Here is a 26,313-nt window from a genome sequence, read left to right on the forward strand (position 1 = left end):
CTGCTGCGCAGCCCATCGCGACACAAGGCCGCTCCTACAACCGCATCATCACGAGCCAGCAGCCGCAGCCTTCAACGCCCCATCCAGGTCCTCGACCAGGTCGCGGTAATCCTCGATCCCCACCGACAACCGCAGCAGGTTCTCGCTGATCCCCATCACGCCCTTCTGCTCCGGGCTCAGCGAGCAGTGCGACATGCTCCAGGAGTGGTTGATCATGCTTTCCACCCCGCCCAGCGAGTCGGCCAGCACGAAGATCTGCAGCGCCTCCACCAGGCGGTTTAGCGCAGCCCGGTCGCCCTTGACCTTCATCGCCACCACCGCCCCGCCACTGCGCATCTGCCGTTTGCACAACTCATGTTGCGAGTGGCTTTCCAGCCCTGGGTAATACACCTGCTCGATCTGCGCGTGGCTTTCGAGGAAGCGTGCCACCTGCAGGGCATTGGCACACTGGCGCTCCATGCGCACATCCAGGGTCTTCAGACCGCGCAGGGCCAGATAGCAGTCGAACGGCCCCTGCACCGCGCCAATCGCCATGCTGATGCGGCGCAGGCGCGCCAACAGCGCATCATTGGCAGCTACCACCACGCCACCGGTGAGGTCGGAGTGGCCGCCGATGTACTTGCTGGCCGAGTGCATCACCAGGTCCACGCCCAGGGTGATCGGGCGCTGGTTCCACGGCGAGCAGAAGGTGTTGTCGATACAGGTGAGGATGCCCCGCGCCTTGGCCAGGTCGCACACCGCCTTGATGTCGACCAGGTGCAGCAACGGGTTGGTCGGCGATTCGATCCAGATCAGCTGGGTTTCCGGCTTGATGGCGGCGGCCACCGCCTCGAGGTCGTTGAGGTCGACGTAGGTGGTGGTCAGGCCCGAGGTGCGGCTGCGGTAGTCTTCCATGATGCGGAAGGTACCGCCGTACACGCCGTTCATCACCACGACGTGGGCATCCTTGGGCAGCAGCTCCAGCACGGTGGCGGTGGCGTTCACGCCCGAGGCGCAGGCGACCGCGCCAACGCCCTCTTCCAGGGCGGCGACACAGGTCTCATAGGCATGCCGGGTGGGGTTGCCGACACGGCTGTAGGAGTATTCCGGTTTGTCGTCCAGGCTGCGCTTGGTGAACGAGCTGGCGGTGACGATCGCCGGGAAAATAGCGTTATCGGCGACGCTGAACTGCTCACCGGCGTGAATGGTACGGGTGGCGAAATTGCGCAGCTTGTCGGACATGGTCAGGCCCATTGGCAGAGTGAAAGCTGCAACTATCGCACAACCCAAATCTTCTGGCCTTGGGGTAATCTGTGAAATATTTTTCTCCACGGCCCACGCGCGATATGGACAGCTTCGACCAGCACATTCTCACCCTGCTTCAGCGCGACGCCTCGATCTCGCTCAAGGACCTGGCCGAGGCCGTCAACCTCTCCACCACGCCGTGCTGGAAGCGGGTCAAGCGCCTGGAGGAAGACGGCTACATTGTCGGCCGTGTCGCCCTGCTCGACCCGGAACGGCTGGGGTTGGGGCTGACGGTGTTCGTCCAGCTCAAGACCCAGCGCCACGACAGCGCCTGGCTGGAGCAGTTTGCCGCGACCGTGACCGGGTTCGAGGAAGTGATGGAGTTCTACCGCATGTCGGGGGACTGGGATTACATGCTGCGGGTGGTGGTGGGGGATATTGCGGCGTATGACCGGTTTTACAAAAAGCTGATCACCAGTACTGATGGGCTGTCGAACATCACTTCCAGTTTTGCCATGGAGCAGATGAAATACACCACGGCTTACCCGGTGAACCGTTCCTGATCGGTGCTGGATTCTTCGCGGGCTTGCCCGCTCCCACAGGAGTACCACAGGTGCTGAAAACTGTGGGGTCCCTGTGGGAGCGGGCAAGCCCGCGAAGAGGCCAGCACAGGCAACCGATCAATCCGCGGCAAGCACCGCCGCAATCCGGTTCCCCGCCTTGGCTTTCTCGACCTTGATCGCCACGAACTTCGAGGTCGGGGTATAGGTCCCCTCGCCATAGCTTTCCAGCGGCACCAGCGGGTTGGTCTCCGGGTAATAGGCCGCCGCCTGCCCTTCGGGCACGTCATACGCCACCAGGCGGAAGCCCGACACGCGCCGCTCCACGCCATCCTCCCACAGCGACACCAGGTCCACATGCTCGCCCGGCTCGAAGCCCATCCGACGGATGTCCACCTCGTTGACGAACACCACTTCACGCAGGCCGAACACCCCGCGATAACGGTCGTCCAGGCCATACAGGGTGGTGTTGTACTGATCATGCGAACGCAGGGTCTGCAGGATCAGGTCGGGCTTGTCACCGCGCGCCAGCACCTTGGCATTTACCAGTTGCTCCGGCAGCCGGTGCGGGCTGAAGCGCGCCTTGCCTGTGGCCGTGCGCCAGGTACGGTCGGCGGCATTGTTGCCCAGGTGGAAGCCGCCCGGGTGCTGCAGGCGCTCGTTGAAAGCGGCAAAGCCGGGGATCACATCGGCAATCATGCTGCGGATGCGGCCGTAGTCGGCAACAGCGTATTCCCAGTCGATCGGCTGCTTGCCCAGGGTCGCCTGGGCCATGCCGGCGATGATCCACGGCTCCGAGCGCAGGTGCGGCGAGCGCGGGCGCAGCTGGCCGTGGGAGATGTGCACCATGCTGAAGGTGTCCTCCACGGTCACGCCTTGCGGCCCGCTGGCCTGCATGTCGATTTCGGTACGGCCCAGGCACGGCAGGATCAACGCATCGCGGCCGGTGACCAGGTGCGAGCGGTTGAGCTTGGTGGAAATCTGCACGGTCAGCGCGCAGTTGCGCATGGCCGCATGGGTGCGCGGCGTATCCGGCGTGGCCTGGGCAAAGTTGCCGCCCAGGCCGATGAACACCTTGGCCCGCCCCTCTTCCATGGCCTTGATCGCCAGCACGGCGTTGTGCCCGTGGGCACGCGGCACGCGGAACCGGAAGCGTTTTTCGATGGCATCGAGCAGCGCCGACCCGGGCTTCTCGTCGATGCCCATGGTGCGGTCGCCCTGCACGTTGCTGTGGCCACGCACCGGTGACAGGCCGGCGCCGGGCTTGCCGACGTTGCCGCGCAGCAGCTGCAGGTTGACGATTTCCTGAACGGTCGGCACCGAGTGGCGATGCTGGGTGACGCCCATGGCCCAGCACATGATCACCCGTTCGGCCTTGCGGTACATGCGCGCGGCCAGTTCGATCTCGGCCTGGGTCAGGCCCGATTGCTCGACGATGTGCGCCCAGGGCGTGGCATCCACGGTTTCCAGGTATGCGTCGATGCCACTGGTGTGCTCGGCGATGAAGGCATGGTCGAACACCGCCGGTTCACCATTGGCCTGGGCTTCGCGTTCCCACTGCAGCAGGTACTTGGCAATGCCGCGCATCACTGCCATGTCGCCGCCCAGGGCCGGGCGGAAGTAGGCCGTGTTGGTTGGTTCGGAGCCATTGCTGAGCATCTCGAACGGGTGCTGCGGGTGCTGGAAGCGCTCCAGGCCGCGCTCCTTGAGCGGGTTGAAGCAGACCACCTGGGCACCACGCTTCACCGCTTCACGCAGCGGCTCGAGCATGCGCGGGTGGTTGGTGCCGGGGTTCTGGCCGATGACGAAGATAGCGTCGGCCAGCTCCAGGTCGTGGAACACCACGGTGCCCTTGCCCACGCCGAGGGTTTCCGACATGCCCACGCCGCTGGCTTCATGGCACATGTTCGAGCAGTCGGGGAAGTTGTTGGTGCCGTAGGCGCGGACGAACAGCTGGTAGAGGAACGCCGCCTCGTTGCTGGCCCGGCCCGAGGTGTAGAACTCGGCCTGGTCGGGCGATTCGAGTGCGCGCAAGTGTTGCGCAACCAGCGCAAAGGCTTCTTCCCAGCTGGTTTCGACATAGTGGTCGGTGGCCGCGTCGTAGCGCATCGGGTGAGTCAGGCGGCCCTGGTACTCCAGCCAGTAGTCGGTCTGCTCGGCCAGGGCGCTGACGCTGTACCTGGCGAAGAATGCCGGGTCCACCGAGCGGCCGGTGGCTTCCCAGTTGACTGCCTTGGCGCCGTTCTCGCAGAACTTGACCATGTCGTTTTCCGGCGACTCGCCCCAGGCGCAGCCGGGGCAGTCGAAGCCGCCGTTCTGGTTGGTCTTGAGCATGGCCCGCAGGTTCTTGAAGGCATTGTCGCTGCCCAGCCAGCTCTTGGTCACGCTCTTGAGCGCCCCCCAGCCGGCGGCGGCGCCTTTGTAGTCCCTGATATGTTGGTCCTGGCTCATGCGGTGAATCCTCACGCTTCGATGCTTTTTTTCAGCCTATGGAGCGTGGGGTAGAGCCGTCCAATCGAAAGATCTTACGGGGTGATAGGCGGTTTCGATCATGGGCCGGAAATGGTGTTAGCCCGTTCGCGGGCGCGCCCGCTCCCACAGGTTCAGTGCAGTTCCCGAGAGCAGCGATAACCCTGTGGGAGCGGGCATGCACGCGAACGGTGCGACGCGGTCAACATTTTGAAATGCGTGACCTGCAGCCATGATAGAGACCATCGATCAATCGGTCGGACAAAGCAATTTGACGGCCCTGCGCCCAAGTTATAGCTTGGATCGAGTCCCTACCCATTCGAGCGCGAACGTGGAACAGAACAGCCGGGCCCTGATCGACGGCTTCAACCGGAAAATCGACTACCTGCGGATGTCGGTCACCGACCGCTGCGACTTCCGTTGCGTGTACTGCATGGCCGAAGACATGCAGTTCCTGCCGCGCCAGCAAATCCTCAGCCTCGAGGAACTGCTCCAGGTGGCCGAGCGCTTCGTCGCCCTTGGTACCCGCAAGATCCGCCTGACCGGCGGCGAGCCGCTGGTGCGCCAGGGCATCGTCGACCTGTGCGGGCGGATCGCCGCCCTGCCCGGCCTGCGCGAGTTGTGCCTGACCAGCAACGGCTCGCAACTCGGGCGCCTGGCCCAGCCGCTGTTCGACGCAGGTGTCACGCGCCTGAACATCAGCCTCGACAGCCTGGACGCCGAGCGCTTCAAGCAACTGACCCGCACCGGCGACCTGCACCAGGTGATCGCCGGCATCGACGCCGCCCGCCAGGCCGGTTTCAAGCGCACCAAGCTCAACTGCGTAGTCCTCAAAGGCCGCAACGACCACGAACTGGTCGACCTGGTGCGCTTTGCCATCGACCGCGAACTGGACATCACCTTCATCGAAGAAATGCCCTTGGGCGTGATCAGCGAACATGAACGCGGCGAGTCGTTCTGCTCCAGTGACGAAGTACGTGCGCTGCTGGCCGAGCAGTTCACATTGGTCGAATCGACCGAGTCGTCCCAGGGCCCCGCCCGCTACTGGCGCCTGGCCGAAGCCGCCAACACTCGGGTCGGCTTCATTTCGCCACACAGCCACAACTTCTGCGCCACCTGCAACCGCGTGCGACTCACCGTCGAAGGCCGCCTGCTGCTGTGCCTGGGCAATGAACACTCGGTGGACCTGAAGCAGGTGCTGCGCGCCCACCCCGGCAACCCCGAACGCCTGGAAAAGGCCATTCGTGATTCCTTGCACCTCAAGCCCTACCGCCATCATTTCGAAGTCGGTGGCGACGTGCAGATCCTGCGTTTCATGAACATGACCGGCGGCTAGGCAGCCGTCTCTGGATTTACATGATCGTCCACCCCACCCCCGATGTGCTGCGTGTGCTGTTCACCCTCAAGGGTTCGATCGTCAAGCGCATCGCCCTGCGTTGCCTGACGATCACCCTGCTGGCCGCGCTGATCGTGTTGGTCGAGCGGCATTTCCCGGCGTTTTTCTACCCGGTCAGCGCCACCCCGTTCACCTTGCTGGGCCTGTCACTGTCGATTTTCATGAGTTTTCGCAACAACGCCTGCTATGACCGCTGGTGGGAGGGGCGCAAGGCCTGGGGCAAGCTGATCATCGAAACCCGTTCGTTCGTGCGCGAAAGCCTGGTGATTACCGACGAAACCCTGCGTGCCGAACTGTTGCGCAGCCTGTGCGGCTTTGCCCATGCACTGAATGCTCGGCTGCGCAGCGAGGACGAACTGGCCGCCGCCCGGCCCTGGCTGGCCCGGCCCGATGCAATCAGCCCGCACAACGTGTGCGACGCCATCCTGCGCGAAATCGGCGGGCACTGCTCGCGGCTGGCAACACAGCAGCAGATCAGTGACTGGCGCTACAGCCTGCTGGAGCAGCGGCTGGTGGGGCTGACCGAAGTGCAGGCTACCTGCGAGCGGATCAAGGGCACGCCGTTGCCGTTCCCCTACACGCTGTTGCTGCACCGCACCATCTACATCTTCTGCCTGTTGCTGCCGTTTGCCCTGGCCGAGCCGCTGGGCTGGCTGGCGCCGCTGTTCACCACCATCGTGGGGTACACGTTCTTCGGGCTGGATGCGATTGGCAACGAACTGGAAGACCCGTTTGGGCGCGATGAGAACGACCTGCCGACCGATGCCATGGTGCGGACAGTGGAGCGCGATGTGCTGGCGGGGTTGGGGGAACAACAGCTACCGCCGGTGTTGTTGCCGGTGGACCATGTATTGAGCTGAGCGATTGTTGTTGCCTGTCCTGGCCTCTTCGCGGGCTTGCCCGCTCCCACAGGGTCACCACTGCCCTCAAGACCTGTGGAGTACCTGTGGGAGCAGGCAAGCCCGCGAAGAGGCCAGGACAGACGAAAGATCAGCCCCGGCTTGCACAGGCCTCGATCGGCTTCAGGTGCTTGACGAAGTTGCACGGCCGGTGCCGCGCATCCAGCTGCTCCGCCAGGATGCCCTCCCACGCCGTACGGCAGGCCCCGGTGGAGCCCGGCAGGCAGCACACCAACGTGCGGTTGGACAGCCCGGCCAGCGCCCGGCTCTGCACGGTCGAGGTGCCGATATCGAGAATCGACAGGGCCCGGAACAGTTCGCCAAAGCCATCGATGCGCTTGTCCAGCAGGCACTCGACCGCTTCCGGCGTGCTGTCACGCCCGGTAAAACCGGTACCGCCGGTGATCAGCACCACCTGCACCTGTTCGTCGGCAATCCAGGTGGCGACCTGGGCGCGGATCTTGTAAAGGTCGTCCTTGAGCAACGCCCGCGCCACCAGGCGGTGGCCGATCTCAACCGAGCGGCTGGCCAGCAGCTCACCGGAAGTGTCGTTGTCGTAGGTACGGGTATCGCTGACTGTCAGCACGGCGATGTTGAGCGGTACGAAGACCGCATCGGGTTGGACGCGCACGGTGGGGCTCCTCGAGTGGCATTGCCGCCACGCTAGAGGCATGGCCCGGGGGCGTCCAATCGATATGGCGTACCGACTCATCAATGACATCTATCGCAGACGTGGGTTAAGGTCTGCATAACCCGATACCAGGCACCTCCATGGACATCAAGCAGCTCAAATTCCTCATCGCCCTCGACCAGACCCGCCACTTCGGCCAGGCGGCGGCGCTATGCCATATCACCCAGCCGACGCTGTCCATGCGCCTGCGCAACCTGGAGGACGAACTGGACCTGGTGTTGGTCAAACGCGGCCAGCGCTTCGAAGGCTTCACCGAAGCGGGCGAGCGAATCCTGGCCTGGGCCCGTACCCTGCTCGCCGCGCACGATGGCTTGCAGGCCGAAGCCGCCAGTTGCCGCGGCCAGGTGGTCGGCAGCCTGCGCCTGGGCACGGTGCCGCTGGCCAGCTTCAACCCCATGCACCTGCTGCTGCCGCTGCGTGAAAAATACCCCGAACTGCACTTCCAGATCAGCTCGCTAAGCTCGGAACAGGTCATCGACGGGCTCAGCCGCAACCAGCTCGACCTGGGCATCTGCTACCTGGACCAGGTCAACACCAGCTTCTTTGAAGTGATCGAACTTGGCACCACCACCATGGGCCTGCTGCACGATACCCGGCACTTCCAGTTCACCAGCGACACCCTGCGCTGGGACGAGCTGGGCGACATTCCGCTCGGCCTGCTGAGCAAGGGCATGCACTACCGCCAGTCGCTGGACCTGAGCTTCCGCAGCCGTGGCCTGGAGCCGAATGCGGTACTGGAAAGCGACTCGAGCTTCCAGCTGATCCAGGCCATCAACACCGGCATGTGCTGTGCGGTCATGCCACTGGACTGCGGGCTGGAAGACCTGAGCGAGCACCTGCGCATCCTGCCGGTGGCCGACGCCGCTATCCACAGCCCGGTCGGCCTGCTGCTGCGCCGCAGCGAACCGCGTTCGGCAATTGCCGAGCAGTGCTTCGATGAGGCGCGGGCGCTGTTTCAGGCCAACTGAGCGCTGGTTGCCTGGCGGTACTGCCGCGGGGTGAAGCCGGTCAGTTGCTTGAACTGGCGGCTGAAGGCGCTGTGGTCGGTATAGCCGCAGCACATCGCCACTTCAGTGATCGGCAGTTCCGAATGCAGCAAACGATGGGCGTGCTCCAGGCGTGCCTTGTGGATCATCTGCCGTGGCGTGAGGTGGAACACCCGCTTGCAGTAGCGCTCCAGCTGGGCCACGGAAATGCCGGCGATACGGGTCAGCTCGCCCATGCTGATCGGCTGGTGGAAATGCCGACGGATATGCTCGTCCACCGCCGCCAGGCGCTGGTAGGCGGGGTGGCTGTCGGCGGCTGACTGCAAGTCGACCGAGATGCCGACCAGGCCGATGATCTCGCCGGACTGGTTGTACAGCGGGCGCTTGTGGGTCAGGCACCAGCCAGGCTCGCGGCTGCCGTAAAGATGCAGCTCCAGCTGGTCTTCCAGCACCAAACCCTCCTTGAGAACGCGACGGTCCTGCTCGGTGTAGCCGGGGCCCAGCTGTGCCGGGAACACTTCGGCACTGGTCTTGCCCAGCAGCGGTTGCAGTCGCTTGAGGCCACAGCGCTGGACCAGGGTGTTGTTGGCCAGCACATAGCGGGCGGCCGGGTCCTTGATGAAGATCGCGGCGTTGGGGATGGCGTCGAGGATCGGCAGCAGCAGGGACACACCGGCGAGCAGGGCCTCGAGGTTGGCGGGGCGGTGCTGGTCGAGGGACTGGTACAGGGTTGCCAGGGGAGTGTCGGTCATCTGCTCTCTCTCGGTTTGCTGTGCCGGCCTCTTCGCGGGTGAACCCGCTCCTACAGGTACTGCGCAGCCCTCAAAGCTGCGGAGATACCTGTAGGAGCGGGTTCACCCGCGAAGAGGCCGGCACAGCAAGTAAATGTCTACAACCCTTATGCGTTAAGGCTTACAGCCTATCCCCCACCCTTCCCTCCTACCACTGCTTTTTCGAAACTGTGCCGATTTCGTCATCCCCCCTGCAGAAAACCATCAAGAACCGCCGCCCCGATCGGTCCACTCTATGCCCCACGCAAGCCGCCCCAAGTCCTACAAGAGCGCGGCCCAAAAAGCCGCATCTCGTGACATCAGACCTGCCTATCCAATAACCAACAAAAAGGCGAACCCATGTCAGGCAAATTCAAAAAACAGTTGTCATTGCTGGACCTCACCTTCATCGGCCTAGGCGCCATCTTCGGCTCCGGCTGGCTGTTCGCCGCCAGCCACGTCTCGGCCATCGCCGGCCCGGCCGGCATCCTGTCCTGGTTCCTTGGCGGCTTCGCCGTACTGTTGCTGGGCATCGTCTATTGCGAACTGGGCGCTGCCCTGCCGCGTGCCGGGGGCGTGGTGCGCTACCCGGTGTACTCCCACGGCCCGCTGCTGGGCTACTTGATGGGCTTTATCACCCTGATCGCCTTTTCCAGCCTGATCGCCATCGAAGTGGTCGCTTCGCGTCAATACGCCGCCGCCTGGTTCCCCGGGCTGACCAAGGCCGGCTCCAGCGACCCGACCGTGCTCGGCTGGCTGGTGCAGTTCGCCCTGCTGGGGCTGTTCTTCTTCCTCAACTACCGCAGCGTGAAAACCTTCGCCAAGGCCAACAACCTGGTCAGTGTGTTCAAGTTCATCGTGCCGCTGCTGGTGATCGGCGTGCTGTTCACCTTCTTCAAACCGGAAAACTTCGAGGTCCAGGGCTTTGCCCCGTTCGGCCTGTCCGGCGTTGAAATGGCGGTATCGGCCGGTGGCATCATCTTCGCCTACCTGGGCCTGACGCCGATCATTTCGGTGGCCAGCGAGGTGAAGAACCCGCAACGCACCATCCCCATCGCGCTGATCCTCTCGGTACTGCTGTCCACCGCGATCTACGCCCTGCTGCAACTGGCCTTCCTCGGCAGCGTGCCGACCGAAATGCTGAGCAACGGCTGGGCCGCGGTGACCAAGGAACTGGCCCTGCCCTACCGCGACATCGCCCTGGCTTTGGGTGTGGGCTGGCTGGCCTATCTGGTGGTGGCCGACGCGGTGATCTCGCCCAGCGGCTGCGGCAACATCTACATGAACGCCACCCCGCGCGTGGTCTATGGCTGGGCGCAGACCGGCACCTTCTTCAAGTACTTCACCCGTATCGACGCCGAGTCCGGCATCCCGCGCCCGGCGCTGTGGCTGACCTTTGGCCTGTCGGTGTTCTGGACCCTGCCGTTCCCGTCCTGGGAAGCGCTGATCAACGTGGTTTCCGCCGCCCTGGTACTGAGCTACGCCGTGGCCCCGGTCACTGTCGCCGCCCTGCGCCGCAACGCCCCCGACATGCCGCGCCCGTTCCGGGTCAAGGGCATGGGCGTGCTCGGCCCGCTGTCATTCATCATCGCCGCGCTGATCGTGTACTGGTCGGGCTGGAAGACCGTGTCGTGGCTGCTGGCCCTGCAGATCGTGATGTTCGTGCTTTACCTGCTGTGCGGCCGCTTCGTGCCGACCCAGCACCTGTCGCTGGCCCAGCAAGTGCGCTCGTCGGCATGGCTGATCGGCTTCTACGCGGTGACCATCCTGCTGTCGTGGCTGGGCAGCTTCGGCGGCCTGGGGGTGCTCGGCCACCCGTTCGACACCGTGGTCGTGGCCGCTTGTGCGCTGGGCATCTACTACTGGGGCGCGGCCACCGGCGTGCCTGCCCACCTGGTGCGCCTGGAAGGTGAGGACGAAAGCGAAGCCAGCCATGAACCTCTGGTAGGCCAGCGCCCGGCTGCACTGGCTCCGTAACGGCTACTGGCCCTATCGCCGGCAAGCCGGCTCCCACAGGGGCCGCGCTGCCCAAGAGGCCGATGCAATACCTGTGGGAGCTGGCTTGCCGGCGATGAGGCCCGCACAAACAGCACAAGACTTGGCTGATCAAAGAATGGACAAGCTCATGAAACAGATTCACGTCATCGACTCGCACACCGGCGGGGAACCGACCCGCCTGGTGATGAAAGGCTTCCCGCAACTGCATGGCCGCAACATGGCCGAGCAGCGCGACGAGCTGCGCGAGCTGCACGACCAGTGGCGCCGCGCCTGCCTGCTGGAGCCTCGCGGCAACGATGTGCTGGTCGGTGCACTGTACTGCCCACCGGTATCGGCCGACGCCACGTGCGGGGTGATCTTCTTCAACAATGCTGGCTACCTGAACATGTGCGGGCACGGCACCATCGGCCTGGTCGCCTCGCTGCAGCACCTGGGTCTGATCGCACCGGGCGTACACAAGATCGATACCCCGGTCGGCCAGGTCAGCGCCACCCTGCATGAAGACGGCGCCATAACCGTCGGCAACGTGCCGTCCTACCGCTACCGCCAGCAGGTGCTGGTGGACATGCCCGGCCATGGTCCGGTGCGCGGCGACATCGCCTGGGGTGGCAACTGGTTTTTCCTCGTCTCCGAACACGGCCAGCGCATCGAGCTGGGCAACCGCGAGGCGCTGACCGAATACACCTGGGCGATGCTCAAGGCCCTCGAAGCCCAGGGCATCACCGGTGAAAACGGTGCCCCCATCGACCACGTCGAACTGTTCGCCGACGACGCCAACGCCGACAGCCGCAACTTCGTGATGTGTCCCGGCAAGGCCTACGACCGCTCGCCCTGCGGCACGGGCACCAGCGCCAAGCTGGCCTGCCTGGCCGCCGACGGCAAGCTCGACGAAGGCCAGACCTGGGTACAGGCCAGTATCACCGGCAGCCAGTTCCAGGGCCGCTACGAGCGCGACGGCGAACGCATTCGCCCGTTCATCACCGGCCGCGCCTACATGACCGCCGACAGCACCCTGCTGATCGACGAACAGGACCCGTTCGCCTGGGGCATCTGACCCCGGCTTTTTCCAAAAAAACGAATATCGCGAGGAGTGACAACAATGACCAACAACATCTTCACCGGCACCATGCCCGCCCTGATGACCCCCTGCACCGCCGAGCGCAAGCCGGACTTCAACGCCCTGGTGCGCAAGGGCCGCGAACTGATCGAGGCCGGTATGAGCGCCGTGGTGTACTGCGGCTCGATGGGCGACTGGCCGCTGCTGACCGAAGCAGAGCGCCAGGAAGGCGTGGCGCGCCTGGTGGCCGCCGGCATCCCGACCATCGTCGGCACCGGCGCGGTGAACACCCGTGAAGCAGTATCCCACGCCGCCCACGCGGCCAAGGTTGGTGCCGCCGGCCTGATGGTCATCCCCCGCGTGCTCAGCCGCGGCGCCTCGCTGATTGCCCAGAAGCACCACTTCTCGGCCATCCTGGCAGCCGCACCGAAGCTGCCGGCGGTGATCTACAACAGCCCCTACTATGGCTTCGCCACCCGCGCCGACCTGTTCTTCGAACTGCGCAGCGAGTTCCCCAACCTGATCGGCTTCAAGGAGTTCGGCGGTGGCGCCGACCTGCGCTACGCCGCCGAGCACATCACCTCCAAGGATGACGACGTGACCCTGATGGTCGGCGTCGACACCCAGGTGGTACATGGCTTCGTCAACTGCAACGCCACCGGCGCCATCACCGGCATCGGCAACGCCCTGCCGCGTGAGGTGCTGCACCTGGTGAGCCTGAGCAAGCAGGCGGCCAAGGGTGATGCCAAGGCCCGCCGCCTGGCGCGTGAACTGGAGGCGGCGCTGGCGGTGCTGTCGTCGTTCGATGAAGGCTGCGACCTGGTGCTCTACTACAAGCACCTGATGGTGCTGAACGGTGACAGCGAATACAGCCTGCACTTCAACGAGACCGACGTGCTGACCGACGCCCAGCGCAACTATGCCGAGCAGCAGTACGCGCTGTTCCGCAGCTGGTACGCCAGCTGGTCGGCTGAGCAGAACATCGCCTAAGCAGCCACTGCTTTCTCTGTGGGAGCGGGCATGCCCGCGAAGCAGGCGACTCGGTGCCTGGCACCGGCTTTGCCGGTGTTCGCGGGCTCGCCCGCTCCCACAGGGTAAGTAGTACACCCTTGCAACTGCATGTAATTTCCAAAGGAGGCTCCATGACCCTCACAGGCAACCTGCTGATCGGCCAGACGCCGGTAACCGGCAGCCGCGAAGCCATCCGTGGCATCGACCCGGCCACCGGCCAGACACTGGAACCGGCCTACCTCGGCGGCACCGGCGAACACGTGGCCCAGGCCTGCGCCCTGGCCTGGGCGGCGTTCGATGCCTACCGCGAAACCTCGCTCGAGCAACGGGCACAATTCCTCGAAACCATCGCCACGCAGATCGAAGCGCTGGGTGATGCCCTGATCGATCGCGCCGTGGCCGAAAGCGGCCTGCCAAAGGCGCGCATCCAGGGCGAACGTGGCCGCACCTGCACCCAGTTGCGCACCTTCGCCCGTGTGGTGCGGGCTGGCGAATGGCTGGACGTGCGGGTCGACAATGCCCTGCCTGAGCGCCAGCCCCTGCCGCGTGCCGACCTGCGCCAGCGCCAGGTGGCCCTGGGGCCAGTGGCGGTATTCGGCGCCAGCAATTTCCCTTTGGCCTTCTCGGTGGCCGGTGGCGACACCGCCTCGGCCCTGGCCGCCGGTTGCCCGGTGGTGGTCAAGGCCCACGGCGCCCACCCGGGCACCAGCGAACTGGTCGGCCAGGCAGTGGCAAAGGCCGTGAAGCAGTGCGGCTTGCCGGCCGGTGTGTTTTCGCTGTTGTACGGCTCCGGTCGTGAAGTGGGCATTGCGCTGGTCAGCGACCCGCACATCAAGGCCGTTGGCTTTACCGGCTCGCGCAGCGGTGGCATTGCGCTGTGCCAGGCGGCCCAGGCCCGCCGCGAGCCAATCCCCGTGTACGCCGAAATGAGCTCGATCAACCCGGTGTTCCTGTTCGACACCGCCCTGCAGACCCGCGCCGAGGCACTGGCACAAGGCTTCGTCGCCTCGCTGACCCAGGGTGCCGGCCAGTTCTGCACCAACCCCGGCCTGGTGATTGCCCGTCAAGGGCCGGCGTTGCAGCGTTTCATCGACGCCGCCAGCGAACACGTGCGCAAGGCTGCGGCGCAGACCATGCTCACCCCGGGCATCTTTAGTGCCTACCAGGCCGGTGTCGGCGCCCTGGCCGCAAACGCCAATGCCCAAGCCGCCGCCAGTGGCCAGGCCGGGCAAGGCCCCAACCAGTGCCAGGCGCAGCTGTTCGTGACCCAGGCCGAAGCGTTCCTCGCCGACCCGGCGTTGCAGGCCGAAGTCTTCGGCGCGGCGTCGCTGGTGGTGGCCTGCGCCAACGATGAGCAAGTGCGCCAGGTGGCCGAGCATCTGGAAGGCCAACTGACCGCCACCCTGCAACTGGACGATGCCGACATCGACAGCGCCCGCGCCCTGCTGCCGACCCTTGAGCGCAAGGCTGGCCGCATCCTGGTCAATGGCTGGCCGACCGGTGTAGAGGTATGCGACGCGATGGTCCACGGCGGGCCGTTCCCGGCCACCTCCGATGCCCGCACCACTTCGGTGGGCACGGCGGCGATCCTGCGCTTCCTGCGCCCGGTGTGCTACCAGGACTTCCCCGATGCCCTGCTGCCGCAGGCACTGAAACACGGCAACCCGCTGCAACTGCGGCGCCTGCTCGACGGTAAACGGGAAGGCTGAGCATGGTCGAAACCGCTGAAACCGATATCGCCGTGGTCGGCGCCGGCATTGTCGGCGTCGCCTGTGCCCTGCAACTAGCCCGCCAGGGCCGCCGGGTAACCCTGGTGGACCGCCAGGCACCCGGCCAGGGCGCGTCCTACGGCAACGCCGGGCACCTGGCCACCGAGCAGGTATTCCCGATTGCCGACCTGTCGATTCTCAAACGCCTGCCGCGCATGCTGCTGGACCCGATGGGCCCGCTGCGCCTGGACTGGAAGTACCTGCCCAAGGCCATGCCGTGGTTCACCCGCCTGCTGCTCAACCTGCGCCCGGGCCCGTTTCAGCGCAGCGTGGCCGGCATCCGCACGTTGAACGAAGGCAGCCTGGGTGCCTGGCAGCGGCTGCTGGGTTCGATCGGGCGCAGCGAGCTGTTCCAGGAAGATGGCTCGTTGCTGGTGTTCGAGCGGCCGGAGTCGCGCCAGGCCCTGGAGGCCTTGCGCGCACGCATGCAACAGCAGGCGGTGGCGGTGGACTTCTGGTCGGGCGACACCGTGCGCGAGGCGGCGCCGCAACTGAGCCCGTCGTTGCAGGGTGGGCTGTTCTTCCCGCGTACCGGGCACTTCATCGACCCCTACCGGGTGGTGTGCGAACTGTTCGAAGCGGCCAAGGCCAATGGCGTGCGTTTTGTCCAGGCACAAGTCGATGGCGGGCGGCTGCACAGCGGCGGGGTCAGCCTGGCCAGCGATCAGGGCACGCTCGATGCCCGCCAGGTGCTGATCAGTTGTGGTGCGCATTCCGCGCGGTTGACCGCCACACTGACCGGCAAGCAGGTGCCGCTGGACACCGAGCGCGGCTACCACCTGATGTTGCCTGGCGAGCATCAGCGTTTGCCGTTTGCAGTCACATCGCTGGAGCGCAAGTTCATCATGACGCCCATGGCCGAGGGCCTGCGCCTGGCCGGCACGGTGGAGTTCGCCGGGCTGGACGCGCCGCCGAGCATGCAGCGGGCTTGGCAGTTGCACCGGCTGAGCAAAGGGTTGTTCAGGAGGGACCTGAGTGTTGAGGGAGCGACGCCTTGGATGGGCTTCCGGCCTTCGTTGCCAGATTCGTTACCGGTGATCGACCGGGTGTGTGATGGACGGGTTTTGTTGGCATTCGGGCATCAGCACCTGGGTTTGACCCAGGCGGCGGTGACAGCGGAATGGGTGGGGCGGTTGGCCGAGCGGGCCGGTGGACCGGAGATGGGGGCTTACCGGTTGGATCGGTTCTAGATTCGGGGGCCGCCTTGCGGCCCATTCGCCGGCAAGCCAGCTCCCACCTCGATCGCATAGACCTCAAGCCCTGTGCGGTACCTGTGGGAGCTGGCTTGCCGGCGATTGGGCTGCAAAGCAGCCCCTTCATGCCTCAGCGATAACGCTCGAGCCAGTGCGCATACGGTGCAGGCAAGGTCCAGGAGGCTTTCTCCACCCCCAACTCCTTGGCCGCAAAGTAAGCCCAGTGCGGGTCTGCCAGGTGCGCACGCCCTACCGATACCAGGTCCAGCTGATTGGCTTGCAGCGCTGCTTCCGCCAGTTGCGGCGTACCAAAACCCCACGCCGAGGTCACCGGCAGCTTCGCCTCACGGCGCACGCGCTCGGCAATCGGCCCCATGAACGCCGGGCCCCACGGGATATTGGTGTCGGGAATGGTGAAGCCGACACTCACGCTCAGCAGGTCGAGGCCGCCAGCCTTGAAACGGCGCGCCAGTTCGATCGACTCTTCCAGCGTCTGCTCATCCCGGCCGTCGTACTCCAGCACACCAAAACGCGCGGTCAGGGGCAGGTTCTCTGGCCATACCTCACGTACCGCTGCCAAAGTTTCCAGCAGGAAGCGGCTGCGGTTGTCGAAGCTGCCACCGTAGGCGTCGGTACGCTTGTTGGAGTGTTCGGAGAAGAAGCTCTGGCCCAGGTAGCCATGGGCAAAGTGCAGTTCGATCCACTCGAAACCGGCATCGCGCGCACGGCGGGCGGCATCGACGAAGTCCTGTTTGACCCGGGCAATGTCGTCCAGGGTCATCTCGCGCGGCACTTGTGGCAGGTGCGCGCCGAAGGCGATGGCGGACGGGGCAATGGTTTCCCAGCCGCGGGCGTCGTCGGCGGCAATGTGGTCGTCACCTTCCCACGGGCGGTTGGCGCTGGCCTTGCGCCCAGCGTGGGCAATCTGGATACCTGGCACGGAACCGGCGGCCTTGATTGCCTGCACCACCGGCACGAAAGCCTGGGCGTGGGCATCGCTCCAGATGCCGGCGCAACCGGGGGTGATGCGCCCTTCCGGTGCCACGGCAGTGGCCTCCACCACCAGCAAGCCGGCACCGCCACGGGCCAGGCCGGCCAGGTGCACGTGGTGCCAGTCGTTGATCATGCCGTCCTCGGCCATGTATTGGCACATCGGTGGAATGGCAATGCGGTTGCGCAGGGTGACGTCCTTGAGGGTATACGGTTCGAACAAAGCGGACATGGGCAAGCTCCCGGGCTATCTGATTACGATAGTTCGATCATAATCGAACTATGGCAATTAATGATAGCCCCGTTATCATGACGACCATGCGAGCCTATCAACATCCCAATTCTGAAGACCTCACCCTGGAACGCCTGCTCTATGCCCTGAGCGACCCGGTGCGTCTGGGTATCGTGCGCCACCTGGCGGGCGTGGCCGAAGCCAGCTGTGGCGAGCTGGACGGCGGCCGGCCGAAGTCGAGCATGTCCCACCATTTTCGCGTGCTGCGTGATGCGGGGTTGGTGCATACCCGCAATGTGGGGACTACCCATATGAATTCGTTGCGTAGCGAGATGCTGGGGGAGCGGTTTCCCGGGCTGCTGGACTGCATTCTGCGGCAGAGCTGATTTTTCCTGCCCCGGCCCTATCGCCGGCAAGCCAGCTCCCACAGGTACTCCACAGGTCTCAGGAACTGTGGAGTACCTGTGGGAGCTGGCTTGCCGGCGATAGGGCTAGAACAGGCAACATCAGTTCTCTTTCTTGCCCAGGGCAAACCGGCATACCTGCCCTCCCCTGAGCATGCACTCCTCATGGCTCACCTCGGCCCCACCCAAGGCCCCGATCAGCGCCAGGTCCAGCTCACACACCACCGGGTGCGCCTTGGCCAGGTGATGGAACACGCAATTGTGCGCAACGATCTGCGGCTCGCCCCCCGAGCGGAAGAACACCTGTGCCTCGTACCCGGCATTGTTCATGTGCTCGACGATGCGTGCCTCATCCACCACTTGGTGCTCCAGGTCCGCCGCCAGCTTGCGCCCCAGCTGGCGCATCAGCGCCAGCAACGCCTCCTGCCCCAGCAAGCCGGCCACTTCCGCAATCAGCAGGTTGGCCAGCAACGGGTACTGCCGCGGGAACAGTTCGCGGGCCTGTTCGGTCAGCTCGTGCAGCTGCTCCGGGCGGCGCCCGGTGGGCCGGGTAGCGCCACGCTTGACCAGGCCGTCGCGCTCCAGTGCTGCCAGGTGCTGGCGCACCGCCGTGCGGGTGATTTCCAGGGCCTGCGCCAGGTCGTCGATGCTCATGCCGGCCGGCTGGAGCAGCAACGCATGGAGCAGGTCCTGTTGGGTACGGCCCAGGCCTTCGAGCATCAGAATTTGTCCGGGAACTGTTTGACCAACGCCGCAGCCAGAGCATCGGACAGGGTCAGAATATGCTCGCGCATCATCGCCCAGGTGCGCGCCTCGCCTACATAGTCAGCGGCCGCCAACTGGTCGATCTGGGCCACGTGGTGCCCGCCGTGGGCGCTGAGCAGCGTCAGCAGGGTCGGCTCGGGCAGGTTCGGGTTGGCCTTGGCCAGAAACGCGGCGATGGCCTTGGCATTGCTGGTCAGCTCGTTGACCGCGGCTTGCTGGCCTTTTTTGTCCTTGGCCACGGTGGCGTCGCTGTAGTGCTTGATGGCGCCCCAGTGGCCGGCCAGCAGCTTCAGCAACTGATCGGCGGCAGGCTGGCCGTACAGCGGGGCAAAACTGTTGGCGATCCTGGTGGCGTCGGTGACCACTTCCTTGGCAGCGACTTCGGCCTCCTTGGCATTGCCGGCTTGATTGGCCACGGCATAGTTGCGCACCCAGAAGATGTGCTCGACCCACAGGTCGCGCAGGGCCATGCGTGTGGTCATAGCAGCAGATTCGGCAGGTTTGGCGGCAGGGGTTTCGCTGGAGTAGGAGTAGCTTTGGCTCCATGCCGGCTGGGCGCACAGGGCGAGCAGCAGTAAGGCGGCAATCTTGATGTTCATGACGGCACCCTCCTGGAGGGGGATCGACTGACAAGATTAATTTAAGCATCAAAATATGTTTTTATTAGGTTCAGCCCAGATTTCAGATCAGTGGTTCTCCTGTACCGGCCTCTTCGCGGGCTTGCCCGCTCCCACAGGTACACCACAGCTTTCGAGAACTGTGATGTACCTGTGGGAGCGGGCAAGCCCGCGAAAGGGCCGGTACAGGCAACAAAAAAGCCACGAGGTCTCCCCCGTGGCTTCTGTCACAACAATGGCCGATTACAGTGCCATGTCATTCTCAGGCTTGCTTTCAACCGGCTGGCTAGGTGCAACCGTAGTGCCGACGCTCTCGTCGATTACCGGTGGTTTCTCCAGCTGCAGCACTTCAGCGGTGTAGTTCCACTCTTTCTGGGTGGCCGCCGCCGAGTCGTTCAGCTTGGTGCCGTAGCTTGGCACGATCTGCTTGATCTTGGCCTGCCACTCTGGGGTAGCGACCTTCTCCTTGAACACGGTTTCCAGCACGTTCAGCATGATCGGTGCAGCAGTCGAAGCACCTGGCGATGCACCCAGCAGGCCGGCAATGGTGCGGTCTTGCGAAGCGACCACCTCGGTGCCCAGCTTCAGCACGCCACCCTTCTCGGCATCACGCTTGATGATCTGCACGCGCTGACCGGCCTGCCACAGGCGCCAGTCTTCCTTCTTGGCGTTCGGGAAGTAGGTACGCAGGGCTTCGAAGCGGTCGTCGTCAGACAGCATCAGCTGGCCAGCGAGGTATTCCACCAGCGGGTACTGCTCGATGCCGACCTTGGTCATCGGCCACACGTTGTGGGTGGTGGTGCTGCTCAGCAGGTCCAGGTACGAGCCGTTCTTCAGGAACTTGGTCGAGAAGGTGGCGAATGGGCCGAACAGGATCACGCGCTTGCCATCCAGCACGCGGGTGTCCAGGTGCGGAACCGACATGGGTGGCGCGCCGGTCGAGGCGATGCCGTAGGCCTTGGCCATGTGCTGCATGGCAACAGTCGGGTTCTCGGTCACCAGGAACGAGCCACCCACCGGGAAGCCTGCGTATTCCTTGGCTTCAGGAATGCCCGACTTCTGCAGCAGCTTCAGCGCGCCGCCACCGGCACCGATGAACAGGAACTTGGCGTCGGTAGCCGATTCGCTACCGTCCTTCAGGTTCTTGTACTCAACGTGCCACGAGCCGTCCTTGTTGCGGGTGATGTCCTGCACTTCGCTGGACAGCTTCAGGTCGAAGTTTTCCTGGGTTTTCAGGTGGCCGACGAACTGGCGGGTGATCTCGCCGAAGTTGACGTCGGTGCCGATTGGCGTCCAGGTCACGGCCAGCTTCTGGTTCGGGTCGCGGCCTTCCATCATCAGCGGGACCCACTTGGCGATCTGCGCGTGGTCCTCGGAGTACTGCATCGGGCGGAACAGCGGGCTGGCCTGCAGCGCGTCATAACGCTTTTTCAGGAACTTGATGTTGTCATCGCCCCACACGAAGCTCATGTGCGGCGTGGTGTTGATGAACGAGTGCGGGTTCTTCAGCACGCCCTGGCGGACCTGCCACGACCAGAACTGGCGGGAGATCTGGAAGGCCTCGTTGATTTCGATGGCCTTGGCGATGTTGACGTTGCCGTCCTTGTCTTCCGGGGTGTAGTTCAGCTCGGCCAGCGCGGAGTGGCCGGTACCGGCGTTGTTCCAGCCGTTGGAGCTTTCTTCGGCCACGCCATCCAGTCGTTCGACCATTTCCATCGACCAGCTTGGCTCCAGCTCGTGCAGCCACACGGCCAGGGTCGAGCTCATGATGCCGCCGCCGACCAGCAGCACATCTACTTTCTTGGTTTCTGCGGCGTGCGCTTGCATGACGCTTGCAGCGACAGCCAGACCCAGCAAGGTCTTGCCAGCTTTCTTGAACATTGATCGATTCCAGTCAGGAGAACAGAGGGCGGGCCTGTGGCTGGCCCAGGTAAAGCATGTTCTGCAGCGCAGGCTTGTTGTTGATCATTGTTCAGCAGCCAGAGAACCAGAAAACGACTCGGCCTTTTGTCGAATTGACCGACAAGACTGAATCGTTTTTCCGATTGTAACTTAAATGCCAGCACAAACAAATTGCCGGCCCGGGAGTCAAGGTGGCGGGTTGTCTCAGGCCTGTGCGCCCGTGTGGGAGCGGGCTTGCCCGCGAAAGGGCCGGCACAGGCCTGCGCAAATGCCATTCAAAAAACCGGTCACCCGATCGGATTTATTCGACTTACAGCCCCGCCCCACCGCTTTATCCTGCGCCCCAGACCCCGCCTCAATCCGATCAGAACAGGGCCGCCCATATGTCATTCAAACGCACCATCCACGCCGTCGACACCCACGCCGGCATCCCCATGCGCGTCATCACAGGCGGCGTACCGCACATCCCCGGTGACAGCGTACACGCCAAGATGAAATGGCTCGAAACCAACGACGATCAGTTGCGCAAGCTGATGCTGCGTGAACCGCGCGGCTATCCGGCGCACTGCTGCAACATCATCGTCCCGCCAAGCCACCCCGAGGCCGACGCCGGCTACATCATCATGGAGCAGATCGAGTACCCGGTGATGTCCGGCAGCAATACCATCTCGGTGGCCACCGTGCTTTTGGAGATGGGCATGCTGCCGATGCAGGAGCCGCTCACCGAGCTGGTGCTGGAGGCCCCGGCCGGGCTGATCGGTATCAAGGCCCGATGCGAGGGCGGCAAGGTCAAGGCCGTCACCTTCCAGAACGTACCGGCGTTCGCCGCACACTTGGATGCCGAAATCGACGTACCGCACTTGGGCAAGGTGCGCGTGGACGTGGGCTGGGGCGGCATGTTCTATGTGATCGCCGACGTGCGCCAGTTCAAAGGCCTGCAACTGATCCCGCAGCACGGCGCCGAAATCGCCCGGGTATCGTCGATGATCCGCCAGGCGGCTATCGAGCAACTGCCGGTGGCACACCCCGACTACCCGGGCATCGGCATTACCATCTCGCAGCTGTCCGGCCCCAGCGAAGACCCCAACGCCGACTGGAAGAACGCGGTGACCATGACCTGCGGCGAGTTCTCGTGGGACGACCCGGCCACCTGGACCGGGGCGCTGGACCGCTCCCCGTGCGGTACCGGCACCTCGGCGAAGATGGCCACCCTGCACGCCAAGGGCGAGCTGCCATTGCACCAGGACTTCCGCCATCAGGGCCTGCTCGGCAACATCTACACCGGCCGCCTGATCGATGAAACCAGCATCGGCGGCAACGAGGCCGTGGTACCAACCATCACCGGCAAAAGCTGGATCTACGGCCTGAACACCTTCGTGCTCGACCACGACGACCCGTTCCCCGAAGGGTTTACCATCGGTGATATCTGGGCCTGAGCCCAGGCAGCGTTCAATGCACTGGTATCCGCGAGCCGGGCCTTCTGGCAAGAACTGCATCTGAAGTGGCCACAAACAAAAACCCCCGGCCATGTACATGACCGGGGGCCTTGGATCACGCCGCAAGCGTCGCGATCAGGGTACCGCCAAGATTACTGCTGCTGAGGCAGTTTATCGATCGGGCCGCAGCCACCGATGATCTTGGAGATGGAAACCGAAGGGTGGAACAGGTAGTCGTAGGTGCAGTTTTTTGGCTGGTTGTAAACCTGGCCAGTGCAACCCGACAGCAGGGCAACACCCGAAACGACAGCAACGGCTACAGTAGCCTTGAACAGCTTTTTCATACTAAGTCCTTTAAATGAATCATCTTCGGCCATCGTCTGATGGCGGCGGGATGATACAGAACCCTGGCATTGGATCCAAGCCGCAAGGTGCACTGGCTAGTTGCACCTGTGCAACAATCGAGTGGCTCTGTATGAACTGTCCTAAGACATTACGGCTTTTTTACTCGACATTGCTGTACGGCAGGCAATACTGCCGGCATTGTCCGCACGAGCTCAACTAATGCCGCTTCCAGCGTTGCGCTTCATAGCCTTCATTATTGGTGTATTCCTGATCACCTTGGCCGTCAGCATGGTAATCCCGATGCTGACACTGCTGCTGTACGACCGCAGCGATGATCTCGGCGCTTTCGTCTAGTCAAGCCTTATCGTGCTCTGCGCAGGCCTGGTCATGGTGGCCCGAGGCGCTCCCGGCGCACCGCAACTGCGCGCCAGGGACATGTACCTGCTTACAACGGCAAGCTGGGTCATCGTTTGCGCATTTGCGGCCTTGCCGATGGTGTTCATCCGGCACATCAGTTACACGGACGCGTTCTTCGAAACCATGTCAGGGATCACTACCACCGGCTCGACGGTACTGACCGGGCTGGACAATGCATCGCCTGGGTTGCTGATATGGCGGTCTTTGCTGCACTGGCTGGGAGGCATCGGCTTTATCGGCATGGCTGTCGCGATCCTGCCCCTGCTGCGCGTAGGTGGCATGCGCCTGTTCCAGACCGAATCTTCGGATTGGTCAGACAAAGTGACACCCCGCTCGCATGTTGCGGCCAAGATGATCCTGATCATCTATGTGGGCCTGACAGTCTTGGGAACATGGGCGTTGTGGGCTGCCGGCATGACCCCGTTCGAAGCCATCAATCATTCGATGGCACTGATTTCAACCGGTGGTTTCTCTACCTCCGATGCCTCGCTGGGCCACTGGGTGCAGCCTGCGGTGCATTGGGTAGCCGTTGTCATCATGATCCTCGGCAGCCTCCCTTTCACCCTGTATGTGGCCACGCTGCGTGGCCATCGGCGCATCCTGCTCGATGACCATCAAGTCCGCGGTTTCATTGGCTTTCTCGTCTTCATCTGACTCACGGTCGGAACCTGGCTCTGCTTGCACAGCGATCTGTCATGGTGGGATGCGTTCCGTATCGTGGCGGTCAACGTCACCTCCGTGGTGACCACCACGGGCATTGCCGTGGGCGACTACACGCTCTGGGGCAGCTTCGCCATCATGCTGTTCTTTTACCTGACGTTCGTCGGTGGCTGCTCGGGGTCTACCGCTGGAGGCCTGAAGATATTCCGTTTCCAGGTGGCCGCGGCCTTGCTTGTCAGCAGCCTGAAACAGTTGATCCATCCAAGGGCAACAATCTCGAAGAAATACAATGGGCACCCGATCGATGAAGAGATCGTGCGCTCACTGCTGACGTTTTCGTTCTTCTTCTCAGTCACCATCGCGGTCATCGCCCTTGGCCTCTCGCTGCTAGGGCTCGACTGGACAACGGCATTGAGCGGGGCCGCTACCGCCGTGTGCAACGTCGGCCCGGGGCTGGGAACGCTTATCGGTCCTGCAGGTAATTTCGCCTCGTTATCGGACGCTGCCAAATGGCTGCTGACTGTCGGCATGCTGCTTGGACGGCTCGAAATCCTGACCGTACTGGTACTCGTCTCTCCAGCTTTCTGGCGATTCTAGGCCAGAGGTTACCCGCCCATCTTCGCGCTCATTCACGGTCACGTCATAGCTTTGAGTAGCGGTTGTTCGGTAGACTACCGAACGGGTGCCAGCTGCACGGTGCAGTGGGGCAGGTTAAAGAACAGCGCAGGTCGGGCCGCCATGCGGGAGTACTTGCGCCTATGCAAAAAAAGGAATTGTCTCGCGCCCAGGAATTGGCCGAGCGTGCCTTCGCCAACCTTGAACGCTTTCTGCACATTGAAGCGGTCAGCGGCATCGTTCTACTGGTTGCAGCTATTGCTGCGCTTATCTGGGCCAACTCCCCGGCCGCCGAAAGCTACGACGCCCTTTGGCACACACCGTTGACGATCGGCGTGGGTTCGCTGATCTATTCACAGTCGCTGCATTTCTGGATCAATGATGGCTTGATGACCATCTTCTTCCTTGTCGTGGGCATGGAGATCCGTCGCGAGATCCACGAGGGCGCACTGTCCAGCCTTCGGCAGGCCATGCTGCCCATGGCAGCCGCCATTGGCGGTGTAGCCGTACCCGCGCTCTTCTACCTGGGTTTTGGTCACGCTGCGGCGGAACAACAAGGCTGGGCCGTACCGACGGCTACGGATATCGCCTTTGCGGTAGGTGTACTGGCGCTGCTCGGCAAGTCGATCCCGTCCAACGTCCGCGTGTTTCTGCTGGCCCTGGCCATCATCGATGACATCATCGCAGTACTGATCATCGCGTTCTTCTACTCGGGCGGCCTCGATTACAGCGGTTTCGGCGTTGCGCTGATCGGCCTGCTGATGGTGATCGGGCTGCAGAAGATCGGAGTGGGTTCGGCCTACGCGTACATCATTCCCGGCTTTGTCACCTGGCTGGGCATCCTGTTGACCGGAGCCCACCCCACCCTCGCAGGCGTTGTGCTGGGCCTGATGACGCCAGTGGTCGCAATGCCGATGCGCGAGCGACCACTGGATGCAATCAGCCGATTCACCGGAGAGCTGCTGGGGCGCGCCAGGGCGCCCGAGCGCGATGTCAGCGACCTCATGAACCCGTTGAAGCACCTGCGCCTGGCCCAGCGCGAACTGGTGCCGCCAGTGGTGCGCATGCAAGGCACCCTGCACCCTTGGGTAGCCTTCGGCATCATGCCGGTGTTTGCCTTGGCCAATGCCGGGGTAAATCTTTCGGGTGTCGATTTGTCAGCCGAGGCCCCGCAGTGGGTGATGATCGCCGTCGCTGTCGCTCTGGTAGTTGGCAAACCCTTGGGCATCGTCAGCGTCAGTTGGCTGATGGTCCGCTTGGGCTGGTGCGCGCTTCCCGCCGAGGTGAGCTGGCGCAGCATCACCTTGGTCGGGCTGCTGGCCGGCATCGGTTTCACCATGTCGATCTTCATTGCCAATCTCGCCTTCGTCGATCCTGGCGCGCTGGGGGCGGCGAAACTTGGCGTGCTTTCGGCATCGGTGATTGCAGCATTGCTTGGCCTGGCCTGGGGTGCATACAGCATCCGTAAAGCATCTGCCATGACCAAAGCAAGTTCGATGACCTAGAAAATCTGACTGGCGACCCACTTCTATCACGCAAGTGGGGTTCGATACTTGCCGGGGGCGCAGCGGGCATTGCGGCGGCCTTAAACGCGCCTCTGGCCGGTATGGTGTTTGCCATTGAGTAACCAAGCCGCACGTTCGAGCAACGCCGGTGCTCTTTGCCGAAAGCTGTGCCGGACACGGCCTCGCATGTTAAATTTCTGCCCTGAATTTGCCCTAACCCAATGGCCAGAAACGACAAAGCCCCCGAAAACTTTAACGTTTTCGGGGGCTTCGCTTACTTCGCGTATGGCGGAGAGATAGGGATTTGAACCCTAGGTACTGTTGCCAGTACAACGGATTTCGAATCCGTCCCGTTCGACCACTCCGGCATCTCTCCAATGCCGCGCATCATACCAGCGTTCT

At 63.6% G+C, this 26,313-nt stretch carries 21 protein-coding genes, 1 tRNA gene and 2 pseudogenes; 14 read left to right on the forward strand and 10 right to left on the reverse strand.

What is annotated here, in order from left to right:
- Positions 1 to 48: 48 nt before the first annotated feature.
- A complete protein-coding gene (locus AC2T3R_RS19745) occupies positions 49 to 1,233 on the reverse strand; it encodes a trans-sulfuration enzyme family protein (protein WP_486744154.1) in 1,185 nt (394 codons plus the stop codon).
- 92 nt (positions 1,234 to 1,325) lie between these two features.
- Between AC2T3R_RS19745 and AC2T3R_RS19750 the strand changes: the two genes are divergently transcribed.
- Complete coding sequence (locus AC2T3R_RS19750) at positions 1,326 to 1,787, forward strand: Lrp/AsnC family transcriptional regulator (RefSeq protein ID WP_015271359.1); 462 nt, start codon at positions 1,326 to 1,328, stop codon at positions 1,785 to 1,787.
- Positions 1,788 to 1,904: 117 nt separating this feature from the next.
- Here the strand turns inward: AC2T3R_RS19750 and AC2T3R_RS19755 are convergent, their stop codons facing one another.
- Positions 1,905 to 4,235 carry an FdhF/YdeP family oxidoreductase gene (locus tag AC2T3R_RS19755; protein WP_486744155.1) on the reverse strand — a complete coding sequence of 777 codons (2,331 nt, stop codon included), beginning with the start codon at positions 4,233 to 4,235 and terminating at the stop codon, positions 1,905 to 1,907.
- A 349-nt stretch (positions 4,236 to 4,584) separates the two neighbouring features.
- Here AC2T3R_RS19755 and moaA point away from each other — a divergent pair, with 349 nt between their 5' ends.
- Positions 4,585 to 5,589: a GTP 3',8-cyclase MoaA gene (moaA, locus tag AC2T3R_RS19760; protein WP_039613983.1), complete on the forward strand. Its 1,005-nt coding sequence runs from the start codon at positions 4,585 to 4,587 to the stop codon at positions 5,587 to 5,589.
- 20 nt (positions 5,590 to 5,609) lie between these two features.
- Positions 5,610 to 6,509 carry a bestrophin family protein gene (locus AC2T3R_RS19765; RefSeq protein WP_015271362.1) on the forward strand — a complete coding sequence of 300 codons (900 nt, stop codon included), beginning with the start codon at positions 5,610 to 5,612 and terminating at the stop codon, positions 6,507 to 6,509.
- 130 nt (positions 6,510 to 6,639) lie between these two features.
- Here AC2T3R_RS19765 and moaB read toward each other — a convergent pair whose 3' ends face one another.
- Positions 6,640 to 7,179 (reverse strand): molybdenum cofactor biosynthesis protein B, encoded by a 540-nt coding sequence (gene moaB, locus AC2T3R_RS19770; RefSeq protein ID WP_003259533.1) that lies wholly within the window; start codon positions 7,177 to 7,179, stop codon positions 6,640 to 6,642.
- A 140-nt stretch (positions 7,180 to 7,319) separates the two neighbouring features.
- Between moaB and AC2T3R_RS19775 the strand changes: the two genes are divergently transcribed.
- Entirely contained in the window at positions 7,320 to 8,207 is an 888-nt protein-coding gene (locus tag AC2T3R_RS19775) for a LysR family transcriptional regulator (RefSeq protein WP_397461886.1), read from the forward strand.
- On the opposite strand, the gene AC2T3R_RS19780 is transcribed toward AC2T3R_RS19775, so the two are convergent.
- Positions 8,195 to 8,977, reverse strand: coding sequence for a PAS domain-containing protein (locus tag AC2T3R_RS19780; RefSeq protein WP_486744156.1), 783 nt, complete (start codon positions 8,975 to 8,977; stop codon positions 8,195 to 8,197). The genes AC2T3R_RS19775 and AC2T3R_RS19780 overlap by 13 nt on opposite strands.
- Positions 8,978 to 9,355: 378 nt before the next feature.
- Here AC2T3R_RS19780 and AC2T3R_RS19785 point away from each other — a divergent pair, with 378 nt between their 5' ends.
- From AC2T3R_RS19785 to AC2T3R_RS19805, 5 genes are all read left to right on the forward strand, one after another.
- A complete protein-coding gene (locus AC2T3R_RS19785) occupies positions 9,356 to 10,972 on the forward strand; it encodes an APC family permease (protein WP_015271365.1) in 1,617 nt (538 codons plus the stop codon).
- 148 nt (positions 10,973 to 11,120) lie between these two features.
- Positions 11,121 to 12,047, forward strand: coding sequence for a 4-hydroxyproline epimerase (locus AC2T3R_RS19790; RefSeq protein ID WP_486744157.1), 927 nt, complete (start codon positions 11,121 to 11,123; stop codon positions 12,045 to 12,047).
- Positions 12,048 to 12,092: 45 nt separating this feature from the next.
- A complete protein-coding gene (locus AC2T3R_RS19795) occupies positions 12,093 to 13,040 on the forward strand; it encodes a dihydrodipicolinate synthase family protein (protein WP_486744158.1) in 948 nt (315 codons plus the stop codon).
- Between the two features lie 152 nt (positions 13,041 to 13,192).
- Positions 13,193 to 14,770, forward strand: a complete 1,578-nt coding sequence (locus AC2T3R_RS19800; protein WP_410953307.1) for an aldehyde dehydrogenase (NADP(+)) — start codon at positions 13,193 to 13,195, stop codon at positions 14,768 to 14,770.
- A gap of 2 nt (positions 14,771 to 14,772) precedes the next feature.
- Positions 14,773 to 16,020 carry an NAD(P)/FAD-dependent oxidoreductase gene (locus AC2T3R_RS19805; RefSeq protein ID WP_486744159.1) on the forward strand — a complete coding sequence of 416 codons (1,248 nt, stop codon included), beginning with the start codon at positions 14,773 to 14,775 and terminating at the stop codon, positions 16,018 to 16,020.
- 133 nt (positions 16,021 to 16,153) lie between these two features.
- On the opposite strand, the gene xenA is transcribed toward AC2T3R_RS19805, so the two are convergent.
- A complete protein-coding gene (gene xenA / locus AC2T3R_RS19810; protein ID WP_015271369.1) occupies positions 16,154 to 17,245 on the reverse strand; it encodes a xenobiotic reductase XenA in 1,092 nt (363 codons plus the stop codon).
- Between the two features lie 50 nt (positions 17,246 to 17,295).
- Between xenA and AC2T3R_RS19815 the strand changes: the two genes are divergently transcribed.
- Positions 17,296 to 17,631 carry an ArsR/SmtB family transcription factor gene (locus AC2T3R_RS19815; protein ID WP_085590625.1) on the forward strand — a complete coding sequence of 112 codons (336 nt, stop codon included), beginning with the start codon at positions 17,296 to 17,298 and terminating at the stop codon, positions 17,629 to 17,631.
- Between the two features lie 120 nt (positions 17,632 to 17,751).
- Here AC2T3R_RS19815 and AC2T3R_RS19820 read toward each other — a convergent pair whose 3' ends face one another.
- The 3 genes from AC2T3R_RS19820 to mqo all read right to left on the reverse strand — a co-directional run bounded on the left by AC2T3R_RS19820 (position 17,752) and on the right by mqo (position 20,912).
- Entirely contained in the window at positions 17,752 to 18,369 is a 618-nt protein-coding gene (locus AC2T3R_RS19820) for a helix-turn-helix transcriptional regulator (protein ID WP_486744160.1), read from the reverse strand.
- The gene (locus tag AC2T3R_RS19825) at positions 18,369 to 19,013 is read right to left on the reverse strand and encodes a hypothetical protein (RefSeq protein WP_410953304.1); all 645 of its coding nucleotides are present in this window, start codon (positions 19,011 to 19,013) and stop codon (positions 18,369 to 18,371) included. The genes AC2T3R_RS19820 and AC2T3R_RS19825 overlap by 1 nt, the downstream gene beginning before the upstream one ends.
- Positions 19,014 to 19,274: 261 nt before the next feature.
- Positions 19,275 to 20,912: a malate dehydrogenase (quinone) gene (gene mqo, locus AC2T3R_RS19830; protein WP_486744161.1), complete on the reverse strand. Its 1,638-nt coding sequence runs from the start codon at positions 20,910 to 20,912 to the stop codon at positions 19,275 to 19,277.
- Between the two features lie 404 nt (positions 20,913 to 21,316).
- Between mqo and AC2T3R_RS19835 the strand changes: the two genes are divergently transcribed.
- Positions 21,317 to 22,369 (forward strand): proline racemase family protein, encoded by a 1,053-nt coding sequence (locus AC2T3R_RS19835; protein ID WP_410953303.1) that lies wholly within the window; start codon positions 21,317 to 21,319, stop codon positions 22,367 to 22,369.
- A 152-nt stretch (positions 22,370 to 22,521) separates the two neighbouring features.
- Here AC2T3R_RS19835 and AC2T3R_RS19840 read toward each other — a convergent pair whose 3' ends face one another.
- Positions 22,522 to 22,713 carry a YhfL family protein gene (locus AC2T3R_RS19840; protein ID WP_003254720.1) on the reverse strand — a complete coding sequence of 64 codons (192 nt, stop codon included), beginning with the start codon at positions 22,711 to 22,713 and terminating at the stop codon, positions 22,522 to 22,524.
- A 220-nt stretch (positions 22,714 to 22,933) separates the two neighbouring features.
- On the opposite strand from AC2T3R_RS19840, the pseudogene AC2T3R_RS19845 reads away from it, so the two are divergent.
- The 3 genes and pseudogenes from AC2T3R_RS19845 to AC2T3R_RS19855 form a co-directional block, all read left to right on the forward strand.
- Positions 22,934 to 24,388, forward strand: a pseudogene (locus AC2T3R_RS19845) (TrkH family potassium uptake protein).
- Positions 24,389 to 24,549: 161 nt separating this feature from the next.
- Complete coding sequence (gene nhaA, locus AC2T3R_RS19850) at positions 24,550 to 25,911, forward strand: Na+/H+ antiporter NhaA (protein WP_410953302.1); 1,362 nt, start codon at positions 24,550 to 24,552, stop codon at positions 25,909 to 25,911.
- 38 nt (positions 25,912 to 25,949) lie between these two features.
- A pseudogene (locus tag AC2T3R_RS19855) lies at positions 25,950 to 26,030 on the forward strand (chloride channel protein); the annotation flags it as partial.
- Between the two features lie 167 nt (positions 26,031 to 26,197).
- Here AC2T3R_RS19855 and AC2T3R_RS19860 read toward each other — a convergent pair.
- A tRNA-Ser gene (locus AC2T3R_RS19860) sits at positions 26,198 to 26,287 on the reverse strand.
- Between the last annotated feature and the right edge of the window lie 26 nt (positions 26,288 to 26,313).

Source organism: Pseudomonas sp. PVC-5-1, assembly GCF_057444345.1.